9 protein-coding genes are annotated in these 15,642 nt (G+C 34.8%); all 9 read left to right on the top strand.

Going from position 1 to position 15,642, the window contains the following annotated elements:
* Nucleotides 1-10 precede the first annotated feature (10 nt).
* The 9 genes from J1D01_RS02045 to J1D01_RS02085 all read left to right on the top strand — a co-directional run bounded on the left by J1D01_RS02045 (nucleotide 11) and on the right by J1D01_RS02085 (nucleotide 15,638).
* Complete coding sequence (locus tag J1D01_RS02045) at nucleotides 11-3,103, top strand: TAT-variant-translocated molybdopterin oxidoreductase (protein WP_421149651.1); 3,093 nt, start codon at nucleotides 11-13, stop codon at nucleotides 3,101-3,103.
* Nucleotides 3,104-3,131: 28 nt separating this feature from the next.
* Nucleotides 3,132-4,868 (top strand): NrfD/PsrC family molybdoenzyme membrane anchor subunit, encoded by a 1,737-nt coding sequence (nrfD, locus tag J1D01_RS02050; RefSeq protein WP_421149652.1) that lies wholly within the window; start codon nucleotides 3,132-3,134, stop codon nucleotides 4,866-4,868.
* A gap of 9 nt (nucleotides 4,869-4,877) precedes the next feature.
* Nucleotides 4,878-5,411 carry a DUF3341 domain-containing protein gene (locus tag J1D01_RS02055; protein ID WP_421149653.1) on the top strand — a complete coding sequence of 178 codons (534 nt, stop codon included), beginning with the start codon at nucleotides 4,878-4,880 and terminating at the stop codon, nucleotides 5,409-5,411.
* Nucleotides 5,412-5,423: 12 nt separating this feature from the next.
* Nucleotides 5,424-5,975: a c-type cytochrome gene (locus J1D01_RS02060; protein ID WP_421149799.1), complete on the top strand. Its 552-nt coding sequence runs from the start codon at nucleotides 5,424-5,426 to the stop codon at nucleotides 5,973-5,975.
* Nucleotides 5,976-5,997: 22 nt separating this feature from the next.
* On the top strand, nucleotides 5,998-7,344 hold the full coding sequence (locus tag J1D01_RS02065; RefSeq protein WP_421149654.1) for a quinol:cytochrome C oxidoreductase: 1,347 nt from the start codon (nucleotides 5,998-6,000) through the stop codon (nucleotides 7,342-7,344).
* A gap of 31 nt (nucleotides 7,345-7,375) precedes the next feature.
* Nucleotides 7,376-8,449 carry a cytochrome c oxidase subunit II gene (locus J1D01_RS02070; protein WP_421149655.1) on the top strand — a complete coding sequence of 358 codons (1,074 nt, stop codon included), beginning with the start codon at nucleotides 7,376-7,378 and terminating at the stop codon, nucleotides 8,447-8,449.
* A gap of 26 nt (nucleotides 8,450-8,475) precedes the next feature.
* Nucleotides 8,476-10,266, top strand: a complete 1,791-nt coding sequence (locus tag J1D01_RS02075; protein ID WP_372936184.1) for a cytochrome c oxidase subunit I — start codon at nucleotides 8,476-8,478, stop codon at nucleotides 10,264-10,266.
* Between the two features lie 217 nt (nucleotides 10,267-10,483).
* Nucleotides 10,484-14,653: a gliding motility-associated C-terminal domain-containing protein gene (locus tag J1D01_RS02080; protein WP_421149656.1), complete on the top strand. Its 4,170-nt coding sequence runs from the start codon at nucleotides 10,484-10,486 to the stop codon at nucleotides 14,651-14,653.
* A 28-nt stretch (nucleotides 14,654-14,681) separates the two neighbouring features.
* Entirely contained in the window at nucleotides 14,682-15,638 is a 957-nt protein-coding gene (locus J1D01_RS02085; protein ID WP_372936180.1) for a PorP/SprF family type IX secretion system membrane protein, read from the top strand.
* Nucleotides 15,639-15,642 lie beyond the last annotated feature (4 nt).

Below are 15,642 nucleotides of genomic sequence, written 5' to 3' on the forward strand. Positions count from 1 at the left end.
ATTATATAATATGTCATCAAACAAGAAATACTGGAAAAGTGTTGAAGAGCTAAACGAAAATAGCTCTATTGTTGAGACGCTAAAACAAAACGAGTTCACTCAAGAGATTCCTGTAGATGAATTTTTAGGAGATAAAGAAACTTTAGAAGGAAGTTCTACTACTCGTCGCGATTTCTTAAAGTATGTTGGGTTTAGTACAGCTGCCGTTTCATTAGCAGCCTGTGAAGGACCTGTTAAAAAATCAATTCCTTATGTTGTTCAACCAGAGGAAATTATCCCTGGTGTTGCAAACTATTATGCAACTACAATTGCAAACGGATTTGATTTCGCAAGTGTTTTAGTAAAAACTCGTGAAGGTCGTCCAATTAAAATCGAAAATAATGCTTTAGCAACTACACACGGTAGTGCTAATGCTAGAGTAAATGCTTCGGTTTTAGGCTTGTATGACAGTTTAAGAATTCAAAGTCCCAAAAAAGGAGATAGCTCTGTTTCTTGGGAAGATTTAGATGTAGAAGTTACTGCAGAATTAACAAAAGCAGTTGATGCAGGTAAAGACATTGTGTTGTTAACACAAACCTTTGCAAGTCCTTCAACTAGTAAGTTAATTTCAGAATTTAAAGAAAAATACGGTAACGTTCGTCATGTAGTGTATGATGCTGTTTCAGAATCTGCTGCGTTAGACGCTTACCAAGCAAAATATGGAGAACGCGGTTTAGCAGACTACGATTTTTCTAAAGCCATGACTATTGTGTCTGTTGGAGCAGACTTCTTAGGAGATTGGCAAGGAGGCGGATTTGATTCAGGATATGCTAAAAACAGAGTGCCTAATCATGGTAAAATGTCACGTCATATTCAGTTTGAGTCTAATATGTCTTTATCTGGTGCGAATGCAGATAAGCGTGTGCCATTAACTCCTAGTCAACAAAAGTTAGCTTTAGCTAAATTGCATAGCTTAGTTGTAGGGAGTGGGATTTCAGTAAATTTACCTGCTAATATTGAAGATGCTGTTCAAAAAGCAGCTAGTCAACTTAAAAAAGCTGGTAGCAATGGTGTTGTTGTTACAGGAATTCAAGATGTTAACGCACAAACCGTTGTTCTTGAAATTAATGAAGCTTTAGCAAGTAAAGCGTTTAACCCTAAAACACCAATTAAAACAAGACAAGGTAAAGATAAGGATGTAGCTGCTTTAGTTGCCGATATGAAAGCAGGTAAAGTAGGTGTGTTAATTATGAGTGGTGTAAACCCGGTTTACACACTACCAAATTCATCTGATTTTACAGAAGGATTAAAGAAAACATTCTCTGTAGCTTTCTCAATGAAAGCAGATGAAACATCATCTTTATCAACATATATAGCAGCAGCACCTCACTATTTAGAATCTTGGGGTGATGTTGAAATTAAAAAAGGACACTACGCCTTAACACAGCCAGCTATTCGTCCTTTGTTTAATACTAGACAATTTCAGGAAGCATTATTAAAATGGACTGACAACAATACTTCTTACTCAGATTACATAAAAGAAACTTGGGGAACAGGTATTTTAAATGGTGGTTCATTCAATAAGGCTTTACATGATGGTGTATATGTTGGAGCCATTGCAACAGAAACTCAAGATACAACAGAGGCTTCTGAAGATATAGATACACCAGCAAGTAATGCGGCTAATGCTTTAGTGTCATCAGTAAAAACTTCAAAAGGTTTAGAGTTAACATTATATACTAAAACAGGTATGGGTGATGGGCAACAAGCCAACAACCCATGGTTGCAAGAGTTTCCAGATCCAATTACAAGAACCTCTTGGGATAACTATTTAACCGTTTCAAAAGCTGATGCAGATACTTTGGGCTTAATGAACAAACACGTTGCTAACGGTGCCTTAAACGGTAGTTATGCTAAAGTAACTGTTAATAATACAACTATTACTGTTCCTGTAATTATTCAGCCTGGTCAAGCTAAAGGTTCTGTTGGTTTATCATTTGGTTATGGTAGAACAGCAGGATTGAAAGAAGAAATGCAAACAGGTGTTAACGCCTACGCATTATATGAGAATTTCAATAATGTTCAAAACGTAACAGTTGAGGTTGCTTCTGGTGAGCATGAATTTGCTTGTGTACAGTTGCACAATACCTTAATGGGACGTGGAGATATTCTTAAAGAAACAACATTAGAAATTTTTAATACCAAAGATAAAAAGTATTGGAATGCTGTTCCTGTGGTGTCTTTAAATCATGAAGAAACTCCAGTAACATCTCCAGAAGTTGATTTGTGGGATGAGTTTGATCGTTCAATTGGGCATCATTTCAACCTATCTATTGATTTAAATGCTTGTACAGGTTGTGGTGCTTGTGTTATTGCATGTCATGCCGAAAACAATGTGCCAGTTGTTGGTAAAGAAGAAGTACGTAAATCTCGTGATATGCACTGGTTACGTATTGATAGATATTATTCTTCTGAAGAATCTTTCGATGGAGATAACGATAAAAAAGATAAAATTTCAGGTTTAGGTAGCTCTTTAAGTGAGTTTGGAGAAATGGAGTCTCCAGCTGATAACCCTCAGGTTGCTTTCCAACCAGTAATGTGTCAGCACTGTAACCACGCGCCTTGTGAGACGGTTTGTCCGGTAGCGGCAACTTCACATGGTCGTCAAGGTCAAAACCATATGGCTTATAACCGTTGTGTTGGTACAAGATATTGTGCAAATAACTGTCCTTATAAAGTACGTCGTTTCAATTGGTTCTTATATAATGGAAATGATGAGTTTGATTATCATATGAATGATGATTTAGGACGCATGGTATTAAATCCTGATGTAGTTGTACGTTCTCGTGGTGTTATGGAAAAATGTTCTATGTGTATTCAAATGACACAAAAAACGATTTTAGATGCTAAACGTGATGGACGTCAAATAAAAGATGGTGAACTTCAAACAGCTTGTTCTGCTGCATGTAGTAGTGGTGCCATGACTTTTGGAGACATCAATGATAAAGAAAGTAAAGTTGCAAAACTTAAAGAAGATAACCGTATGTATCACTTGTTAGAACACGTAGGCACAAAACCAAACGTGATATATCAAACAAAAGTGAGAAATACAACAGAAGCATAAATCTAATTAAAGAATCAATTATATAATTATGGCGTCTCATTACGAAGCACCTATTAGAAGACCTTTAGTTACAGGAAATAAATCATACCACGACGTTACTGTGGATGTGGCAAAACCTGTAGAAGGAAAAGCAAATAAACAATGGTGGATTGTTTTTGGAATCTCATTGACTGCTTTTCTTTGGGGAATTGGATGTATTATTTATACGATATCTACAGGTATTGGAACTTGGGGTTTAAATAAAACCGTAGGTTGGGCTTGGGATATCACCAACTTTGTTTGGTGGGTAGGTATTGGTCACGCAGGAACACTAATTTCTGCAGTACTGTTACTTTTCCGTCAAAAATGGAGAATGGCAATTAACCGTTCTGCAGAGGCAATGACCATTTTCTCGGTAGTGCAGGCAGGTTTATTCCCTATTATTCACATGGGTCGTCCATGGTTAGGTTACTGGGTATTACCAATACCAAATCAATTCGGATCACTTTGGGTAAATTTTAACTCACCATTACTTTGGGATGTATTCGCCATTTCAACCTATCTATCGGTATCATTAGTTTTCTGGTGGACAGGTTTATTACCAGATTTTGCAATGCTTAGAGATAGAGCAATCAAACCATTTCAAAAGAAAATATACGCTTTATTAAGTTTTGGTTGGTCTGGTAGAGCTAAAGATTGGCAACGTTTTGAAGAAGTATCATTAGTACTTGCTGGTTTAGCAACGCCATTAGTACTTTCTGTACACACCATTGTATCATTTGACTTTGCAACATCGGTAATTCCTGGTTGGCATACAACTATATTCCCACCATACTTTGTTGCAGGTGCGGTATTCTCAGGATTTGCTATGGTAAACACACTTCTTATTATTATGAGAAAAGTGTGTAACCTAGAAGATTATATTACGTTACAGCACATTGAGTTAATGAACATAGTCATTATGATTACTGGTTCTATAGTTGGTGTAGCATATATTACAGAGTTGTTTATTGCATGGTACTCTGGTGTAGAATATGAGCAATATGCATTCTTAAATAGAGCAACAGGACCTTACTGGTGGGCTTATTGGGCTATGATGACTTGTAACGTGTTTTCTCCACAATTTATGTGGTTTAAGAAATTAAGAACAAGTATCATGTTCTCATTCTTTATCTCTATAGTTGTAAATATAGGAATGTGGTTTGAGCGTTTTGTAATTATAGTAACTTCATTACATAGAGATTATTTACCGTCTTCTTGGACAATGTTCTCACCAACATTTGTAGACATTGGTATATTTATAGGAACTATTGGATTCTTCTTTGTGTTATTCTTATTATACTCAAGAACATTCCCAGTTATTGCTCAGGCAGAGGTTAAAACTATTTTAAAATCTTCTGGAGAAAAATATAAGAAATTAAGAGAAGCAGGTAAAAGTTTAGTTGGTACAGGTGTAGATGAAAGAACCTCTGGAGCTATACCAACTTCAACAGAAACTACAAGTGTAGAGCTATCTGAAAGTGATAAATCTGAAATGACCAATTCCTTATTAAACAGTATTGGTACATTTGATGCTGCTACACAAACGCCTGACGATTTAAAGAAAATAAGTGGTGTTGGACCTAAAATGGAAGAAGTATTAAATAGCATTGGTATTTATACATTCCTTCAAGTTAGTAAAATGACCAAAAAAGAATACGACTTGTTAGACAGTATTACAGGTTCTTTTCCAGGAAGAGCAGAACGTGATGATTGGTCTGGTCAAGCTAAAAATTTAATAAACTAAAAGTAGCATATGGAAGCTTCAAAAGTAATTCACGCTATTTATACTGATGATGATGTATTAATGTCTGCTGTTAAAAAAGTAAAAGCAGAAAAACATCATATAGAAGAAATATATACACCATTCCCAGTTCATGGACTAGATAAAGCTATGGGATTAGCGCCAACACGTATTGCAATTACCGCATTTATGTATGGTTTAGTTGGTTTATCGGTTGCCATTACCATGATGAATTTTATCATGATTGAAGACTGGCCACAAAACATAGGAGGAAAACCAAGTTTTAGCTATTTAGAAAACATGCCAGCGTTTGTGCCAATTATGTTTGAATTAACAGTGTTTTTTGCAGCTCACTTAATGGTAATTACATTTTATTTACGTAGTAAAATGTGGCCGTTTAAAAAAGCTGAGAATCCAGATCCAAGAACTACTGATGATCATTTTTTAATGGAAATTGCTGTTCACGGAAATGAAAGTGAGTTAGAAAGCTTGCTTAAAGAAACTGGTGCTGTAGAAATTAATTTAGTAGATAAAGAAGCGCATTAATATAGTAATATGATGAAAAGCGTAATTAAGATATTAGCAATAGCAATCGTTTTTATAGTGGTATCATGTAAAAAAGATACAGCTCCAAACTATCAATTCATGCCAAACATGTATGAATCTGTTGGATATGAAACTTATAGTGAAGCTGCCTTCCCTAATGGAGTTGAAGCACAATTACCTGCTGATGGAACTGTAGCTAGAGGACACATTCCTTTTGATATAGAAAACTCTATTGAAGGTTATAATTTAGCTAAAGCTACTTTAAAAAGCCCTTTAGATTCTACACAAGTAGATTTAAATAGAGGTAAAGAGTTATACGATATTTATTGTGGTATTTGCCATGGTAATAAGGGAGATGGTCAAGGTAATTTAGTAAAACGTGAAAAAATTCTTGGTATTCCAAGATATGACGATGCAGGAAGAGCCATCAATGAAGGAAGTATTTATCATACCATTTATTATGGTAAAAATAGTATGGGCTCTTATGCTAACCAGTTAAAAGAAGAAGAACGTTGGCAAGTAGTGGCATACGTTTTAAAGTTAAAAGCAGATTTAGAAAAGTAAGAAGATAAGATATTATATAGATATGTATACATTTTCAAATAAATTAAAGACATTTTCATTCATTCTAATGATTTTAGGATTGTTAGGTGTTGGATATGGTTTTATGACATCTCATAAATCTTTTGAAGAAGTTGAACACTTACTTGAAGCGGAAGCTCATCATGGAGGTGAACATGGAGATGCGTCTCATGCGGTAGCATCACATGATGCCCATGAAGAAGATTCTCATGCAGAAGGAACTCATGTAGTTGATGAGCACACAAAACACATTGAACATGTGCAACACCAAATAGCCAATCGTCCATGGGCTGCATTATATGTAGCAGCATTTTTCTTTATGATGATTGCTCTTGGAGTGTTAGCTTTCTATGCTATCCAAATTGCTTCACAAGCAGGATGGTCTCCTGTACTATTTAGAGTAATGGAAGGCATTACAGCATATCTTTTACCTGGAGCTTTAATTGTTTTAATTATAGCTGTAGCTTCTGGAACTATTGGTCATTACAACTTATTTATCTGGATGGATCCAGAAGTTGTTGAGCATGATAAACTAATAAAAGGGAAATCAGGATTTTTAAACTTACCTTGGTTTGCAATTCGTGGTTTAATATTTATAGCTGGTTGGAGTTTATACCGTCATTTTGCACGTAAATTTTCAATTGCTCAAGATACAGCTGAAGATAATAGTAATTTCAAAAAGTCATTCCGTATTGCCGCAGGGTTTTTAGTATTCTTTATTTATACAGAATCTATGATGTCTTGGGATTGGATTATGAGTGTAGACCCACACTGGTTCTCAACTTTATTTGGTTGGTACGTATTTGCTAGTATGTTTGTAAGTGGTATTACAGTTATTGCTTTAATCTCTATTTATTTAAAATCTAGAGGTTATTTAGAATTTGTTAATGAAAACCACTTACATGATGTTGCTAAATACATGTTTGCATTTAGTATTTTCTGGACCTACCTTTGGTTCTCACAATTTATGCTTATTTGGTATTCAAACATACCAGAAGAGGTAACATATTTTATTTCAAGATTTAACGATTATAAATTGCCATTCTTAGGTATGGTAGCTTTAAACTTTGTTTTCCCAATATTAATGTTAATGAATGCAGATTACAAACGTATTCCGTGGTTTGTAGTAATGACCGGTTTGGTTATTTTATTTGGGCATTATATTGACATTTTTAATATGATTATGCCTGCTACTGTTGGAGACAGATGGTTTATTGGGATTCCAGAGATAAGCTCAATTTTATTATTCGCTGGTTTATTCATTTTTGTGGTATTTACAGCCTTAACCAAAGCGCCATTATTAGTAAAACGATACCCTTTTAGAAAAGAGAGCGAAGAATTTCATTATTAATTAAAGAATTAAATAAAGACGAACAATACCAATGACTGCTTTATTAACAATTATAGTTTTAGTATTTATTTTAATTGCCATTTGGCAAATGGTTAAAATATTCGATTTAGCACAAGCTAGAAGCGGAAATGATACTCCTGGAGTGGCCACAGATAAAGATAATGCCTTAAATGGGCGTTTAATGATGGGCTTTTTAGCATTTATTTATGTTATAACCATTGTTTGTTGTGTTAAATGGGGAGATTTACCATTATTATCAAATGCAGCATCAGAACATGGACCAACCATAGATAACTTAATGATTATATCATTAGTAATTATCTTTTTTGTACAAATAGTAACACAATTTTTATTACACTATTTTGCGTTTAAATACAAAGGAGAAAAAGGTAGAAAGGCCTTGTTTTTTGCCGATAATAATAAACTAGAGGCTATCTGGACTATTATTCCAGTAATTGTTTTGGCAGGTTTAATTATTTACGGATTAAATACGTGGATTAACATCATGGGTGTTGATGAAAGCGATGATCCTTTAGTAGTAGAACTATACGCTCAACAGTTTAACTGGAAAGCACGTTATGCTGGTGCAGATAATACTTTAGGAAAGGCTAACGTTCGTTTAATTGATATAGATCGTGCTAATATTTTAGGTTTAGATGAGTCCGATCCCAATGCACAAGATGATATTATTACAACAGAATTACATTTACCGGTAGGTAAACCTGTGTTATTTAAAATGCGTTCACAAGATGTATTGCACTCTGCTTACATGCCTCATTTTAGAGCACAAATGAACTGTGTTCCTGGTATGATAACTCAGTTCGGTTTTACGCCAACTGTAACTACAGAGGAAATGAGACAGAATCCTGATATGATAGAAAAAATACAAAATATTAATAATATTAGAGTTGAAAAAAGTAAGGATTTAGTAGCCAAAGGTGAAGATGCTCTAGAGCGTTATGAGTTTGATTATTTATTACTTTGTAACAAAATTTGCGGAAAGTCTCACTACAATATGCAAATGAAAATTGTTGTTGAAACACAAGAAGAATATGATGCTTGGATTAAAGAGCAAAAGGAATTTAAAAACTCTCTAATTAACTAATTAAAAAAGAAAAACGATATAAGATTATGTCAGCACACGCAGATACTCACGCTCACGACGACCACGGACATCATCATAAAGAAACGTTTGTAACTAAATATATATTTAGTCAAGACCATAAAATGATTGCCAAACAGTACCTTATAACTGGTACTATTATGGGAGTTATTGGTGTAATGATGTCTTTAATGTTCCGTATGCAAATTGCTTGGCCAGAAGAACCTAATGTGATATTTGAAGCACTTTTAGGAAAATGGGCTCCAGATGGTGTAATGGATGCCGATATTTATTTGGCATTAGTTACCATACATGGAACCATTATGGTATTCTTTGTATTAACAGCAGGTTTAAGTGGTACGTTTAGTAACTTATTAATACCATTACAAATTGGGGCAAGAGATATGGCTTCTGGCTTTTTGAACATGGTATCATACTGGTTGTTCTTTTTGTCTAGTGTTATAATGGTAATTTCTTTATTTGTACAGGCGGGTCCTGCAGCAGCAGGCTGGACAATATACCCTCCATTAAGTGCTTTACCTATGGCACAAGGAGGTTCTGGAACAGGTATGACCCTATGGTTAGTGGCTATGGCAATTTTTATTGCTTCATCATTATTAGGTTCTCTTAATTATATTGTAACAGTATTAAATTTAAGAACTAAAGGAATGTCTATGACAAGATTGCCATTAACAATTTGGGCTTTCTTTATCACAGCTGTAATTGGTGTTATTTCATTTCCTGTATTATTATCTGCAGCCTTATTATTAATAATGGATAGAAGTTTTGGTACGTCATTCTTCTTATCAGATATATTTATACAAGGTGAAGTTTTACATTATCAAGGTGGTTCACCTGTATTATTTGAGCATTTATTTTGGTTCTTAGGTCATCCAGAGGTATATATTGTAATTTTACCTGCAATGGGTCTGGTTTCAGAGATTATGGCTTCAAACTCACGTAAACCAATTTTTGGTTATCGTGCTATGATTGCTTCAATTTTAGCTATTGCATTTCTATCAACAATTGTTTGGGGTCACCACATGTTCGTTTCGGGAATGAATCCATTCTTAGGATCTGTGTTTACTTTTACAACATTATTAATTGCAATTCCATCTGCAGTTAAAGCCTTCAACTGGATTACCACCCTTTGGAAAGGGAATCTTCAAATGAACCCTGCTATGTTATTTTCAATTGGATTTGTATCAACATTTATAACGGGTGGTTTAACAGGAATTATACTTGGAGATAGTGCTTTAGATATCAATGTACATGATACATATTTTGTTGTGGCTCACTTCCATTTGGTTATGGGTATTTCTGCACTATATGGTATGTTTGCAGGTATTTATCATTGGTACCCTAAGATGTTTGGTAGAATGTTGAATAAAAACTTAGGATACATCCATTTTTGGGTAACTGCTGTTTGTGCTTATGGTGTTTTCTTCCCTATGCATTTTATTGGTATGGCAGGTTTACCACGTAGATATTATACAAACAGTAATTTTCCATTGTTTGATGATTTAGCAAATGTTAATGTAGTTATTACCATTTTTGCTTTAATTGGTGGTGCTGTACAATTAGTATACTTATACAATTTCTTTGTTAGTATATTCTACGGAAAGAAAGCATCTCAAAATCCATGGCGTTCTACTACTTTAGAGTGGACAACACCTGTTAAACATATTCATGGTAACTGGCCAGGAGAAATTCCTCATGTATACCGTTGGGCTTACGATTACAGTAAACCAGGACATGATGTAGACTTTGTTCCTCAAAACATTCCTCTAAAAGAAGGAGAAGAAGAGTTGCAGCACTAGTAAATAAAATTTTTTACATATATCAAAACCCGTCTAAAAGACGGGTTTTGTCGTTTAAGAGCATTTTTTTTCGATAAAAGGTAGATTTTTGCAAATAAATCGATGAAATACAAAAAAATCAGTTAAATTGCAGGAAATTAATTTTGTAAATCAAAACTGACTATTAATTGTTTTCAATTAATATATAGCTATTAACAACTATTAATTAACCCAATCTATGAAAACAAAACCTATTTTTAAGGTTTCAACGTTGTTTGTAACCTTTGTTATGGCAATGCTTTGGACGTTTTTTTCTGCTACTGCGCAATGTCCAACAGTTACTAATTCAACGCCTCCACCAATATGTAATGCTTCAGGATATACTTTTGCAGATTTAAGTGCAGATTATGCTACAGATAATGGTAATGGTATTGTTTGGTATAACTCACTTACAAGTAATGACCCTTATATTGATAATGAATTACTTTCAGAAGGAACTTATTACGCTGATGACAGTTCAGGATCTTGTGGTGCCAGACAGCCTATAACTATAAGTTTTCAAGTATCAGAAAGTGGTCAAAACCTTGATCAAATTTATTGTAGTAATGAAGGAGCTACAATACAAACCTATATTAATGATGTTTTGCAAACCAATATTCCAAGTGGAGGAGGTGTAGAAATTTACTATGACCTAGATTTAACAACTCTAGCTAACGTTACAGATGCTATTCCTAGCGGAGCAACAAAATATTTTATTGTTTTCACTGATAATGGAGGTTGTAGAAGTCAAGTAGAAATTGGTCAAGTAGGTGTTTTTATAGCACCAGCAGACCCAACACCAGCCAACCCACAAGAGTTCTGTTCTAATACTAACCCAACCATTGGAGATTTAGACCCAGGAACTACTGCTACAAATATTAGCTGGTATAATAGCGTAGATGCTTTTGGAGACCCTATTCCACCAGCATTAACATTATCAACTCCATTAGTTGATGGAAATACCTATTACGTTCAAATAAATGATGTATTTTGTGTTAGTAACCCTGTAGCAGTAAATGTTAATATTGATAAACCTGTAGATGCTGGTACTTCTGGAAATTTAGAATATTGTATTGATAATTTACCCACGTTAGATTTTAATTTATATGATGAATTAGGAGGAACACCAGAAACAACAGGAAGTTGGTCTGGGCCATTAACTACATCAAATGGTTATCAAGGTACTGTAAATATATCATCTTTAGCAGCAGGAACTCATACATTTGTTTATACTGTGCCTAGTACAGGTGTTTGTCCAGATGATACTTCAAATGTTGTTATTACAGTAAATGAAACCTTATCTTCTGGGATACCATCTACTTTAAATCCAGCTTCGTTTTGCGAGGCTAGTTTACCATCAGCGTTTAATTTACTTACATTATTAGATAATGAAGATGCGGGAGGACAATGGACACAAGGAACCTCAAGTTCAGACCCTGTAATTACATCTCCAATAGATTTAACCGGATTTACTCCAGGAACGTATAATTTTACATATACTCAAAATGTATCGCCTAACCCTTGCCCTGAAGAATCTACTACCGTTCAAGTAATTGTGTTAGAAGAGCCTAATGCAGGAGTAGCTGTAAATCAAACATTTTGTGAAAATGATTTAGTTGCAAATTCACCTTTTAATTTGTTCGATGCTTTAAACGGTTCTCAAGATCATGATAGTGGGATTTGGACAGATGCTTCTAACACCACCATTTCAAATGCTCTGGATATTACAACTCTTACAGTATCAGGAAGTCCTTATTCTTATAGTTATACCATTGATAACGGTACATGTTCTGATACAGAAGAAATAACTATTACCATTGAGCCTGCTCCAGAATCAGGTGAACCTGTATTAGTTATTACAGAATTTTGCGAAGGTTTAGCACCAGCAAGTTTTAATTTATTCGATTTATTAACAGGTGAAGATCAAACCGGAACTTGGATTGATGATGATGCAACTGGAGCCTTAACAGGAAACACGGTAGATTTATCAGGATTAGCACCTAACACCTATAATTTTACTTATGATGTAGATACCATTGGAAGTTGTGATGATGTAAACGTAACAGTAAGTATATTAATTAACCCCTTACCTAATACCGGAATACCAACTTCGGTAACATTCTGCGAAAACGACTTGGTAGCAAATTCACCTTTAGATTTATTTGGTCAATTATCAGGAGAAGATGCTGGCGGAACATGGTCTGATGATAATGCAACTGGCGCTTTATCAGGTAGTGATTTAGATTTAACAGTTTTAGCAGTTGGTTCTTATAATTTCACTTATAGCATAACAGACGCCAATAGTTGTACTAACAGTAGTACAATAACAGTTACAATTGAAGATGCTCCAGAATCAGGTACTCCAAATACACCAATTGAATTTTGTAAATTAGATATAACTACTGGTCAAACGTATGACTTATTTGATTTATTAACAGATGAAGACCAATCAGGAATTTGGAATGATGATGATGCTTCTGGAGCTTTAAGTGGAAATATAGTAACACTTGATGGTTTAGCAGAAGGAACTTATAATTTTACTTATGATGTGGATGCCATTGGAAGTTGTGATGATGTAAACGTTACAGTAAGTATTGTTATAAATGATACACCAGCACCAGTAGCTTCAACACCACAAGAATTTTGTGATAGTGCTACGGTTGCAGATTTAGTTGCAATAGGTAATGCAGTACAGTGGTACGATGTTGCTACTGGAGGAACACCATTAACAAGTACAACAGCGCTTGCAGATGCTAAAACGTATTATGCAACCCAAACCAATGCTACAACAGGATGTGAATCTTCAACAAGAACTGCTGTGTTAGTAACAATTCATCAGTCTCCAAATGCAGGAAATCCTAATACCACCTCAATAGTTACGTGTAACACAAATAATAATATAGATTTATTTACAGGACTAGATGGTACTCAAGATAATGGAGGTGTTTGGAGTAATAATGATGGCGTAGGTAACTTAACAGGAAACATATTTGATGCCACAGGAGTTTCAGCAGGAACTTATAGTTTTACTTATACCATAACAGCTTCGTCACCTTGTGTTGATGATAGCGAAACCATAACCGTAACCATAGAGGAACCTTTAGATGCCGGTACAGATGGAGCACCGTTAGGTTTATGTAGTAATAACGGAACAATAGATTTGTTTACTCAATTAGGAGGAACACCAGATTCTGGAGGAACATGGTCTCCAGCAATGGCAAGTGGTACAGGAGTTTTTAATCCTTTAGTAGATGCTCCAGGAACATATACGTATACTTTATCAAATGGATGTGGAACGGTTTCAAGTAGCATTGATGTAGCTGTAACCTTGGCGCCAAATGCTGGGGCAGATGCCACAGTAGATTTATGTGTGATTGATGAACCCATTGATTTATTTGAGCAATTAGGCTCTGGAGCACAAAGCGGAGGAACATGGTCACCAGCAATGGCAAGTGGTACAGGTGTTTTTGACCCAACAGCAGATGCAGCTGTTGTATACACTTATACCGTTGCAGCAGTTTCACCCTGTTCACCAGATGCTACAGCTACTGTTACCGTAACTGTTAGTGATACACCAACGCCAACGATAACAGATAACAATCCTGAATTTTGTTTGATTGACAATCCTACAGTTTCTGATTTAGATAGCACTATAAGTTCATCAGGAACTATTAATTGGTATGAAGATGCTTCCTTAACATTACCGTTAACAGGAACAGAAAGTTTAGTTGATGGTGAAGATTATTACGCAACACAAACCAATAGTTCGGGTTGTGAATCATCTAATGCAGTTCAAATTAATGTTACTGTTAATGATACGGCAACCCCAACATTGTTAGATGCTTCAGCAGAATATTGTGTTAATGATGATCCTGTAATATTAGACTTAACAAACAACATTGCAGAGTATGATTCAAACGCAGAAAATGTAGTTTGGTATGATTCTGAAACAGGAGGATCAACAATTTCTAGTAGTACAAACTTAACTAATACAACTTATTACGCGGCGTTGATAGATGCTTCAACAGGATGTGAGAGTAGTACACGTTTAGCTGTTACTCCAAACATAACCGCCTGTGGAAAACTTAAATTACCAGATGGTTTCTCACCAAATGGAGATGGTGTAAATGACACGTATGAAGTAGATAATTTAGCCTTATTATATCCAAATTTTGAAATAGAAATTTATAACCGAAACGGAAACCTTGTGTATAGAGGTAATGCCAACACACCAAGATTTGATGGTACTTCAAACCAATCTAGAATCATTTCAAAAGGAGATTTACCAGTAGGTGTATATTTCTACATATTTAGGTTTAATGATGGTGAAAATAAACCAGAACAAGGACGCTTATACTTAAGCAGATAATTTATAGATAAAGCAAAATTTAGAAACAATGAAACATTTAAATATATATCATAAAATAGCTGCTTTGTTAAGTTTGACGTTCTTGTCATTACAAAGTTTTGCTCAACAGGATCCTCAGTTTACTCAATACATGTACAACATGAGTGTTATTAATCCGGCTTATGCCACTGCAGAAGAAGGTATATTAAACTTAGGAGGACTTTATAGAACCCAATGGGTGGGTATTGAAGGAGCGCCTAAAACGGGAACCTTTTTTGCTCATACACCAATAAATGATAAAATAGAGATGGGAATATCATTTACAAATGATGATATAGGAGATGTTGTAAGTGAAAATAATATATATGCAGATTTTGCATATGTATTACCAGTTGGTGTTGAAAGTAAAATATCATTTGGTTTAAAAGCTGGTTTAACAATGTTCGATACTAATTTTGATGGGTTTGTGTTGCAATCTGGCGGAACAAATACCGATGTAGCTTTTAACGAAAACATCAATAAAGCATTCCCCAATTTAGGTATAGGAGCCTTCTTTTTTGCCAATAATTATTATTTAGGACTATCTGCTCCAAATATGTTATCAACAAAACATTTAGAAGAAGAAAATGGTGTAAAAGTAACAGGTGTTCAAAATGTGCATTACTTCTTTACAGGGGGCTATGTTTTTAATATTAATCAGAATATAAAACTAAAACCAGCTTTTATGGGTAGAGTTGTAAAAGGAGCTCCAATGGCTTTAGATGTTACGGCAAATGTTTTAATTAACGAAAAGCTAGAAGCTGGTTTAGGCTATCGCTTAGGTGATGCTATGAGTGCTTTAGTGAATTTTAGAGTTACTCCAGACCTTAGAATAGGTTATGCCTATGATTATACAACTACTAACTTAGGAGATTTTAACTCCGGATCTCATGAAATATTCATTTTGTTTGATGTTGATTTATTCGGATTTAAAGGCGGATATGACCGTTCACCAAGATTCTTCTAATATT

Origin of the sequence: Seonamhaeicola sp. NFXS20 (assembly GCF_049132085.1) — a bacterium.
Lineage (GTDB): Bacteria > Bacteroidota > Bacteroidia > Flavobacteriales > Flavobacteriaceae > Seonamhaeicola.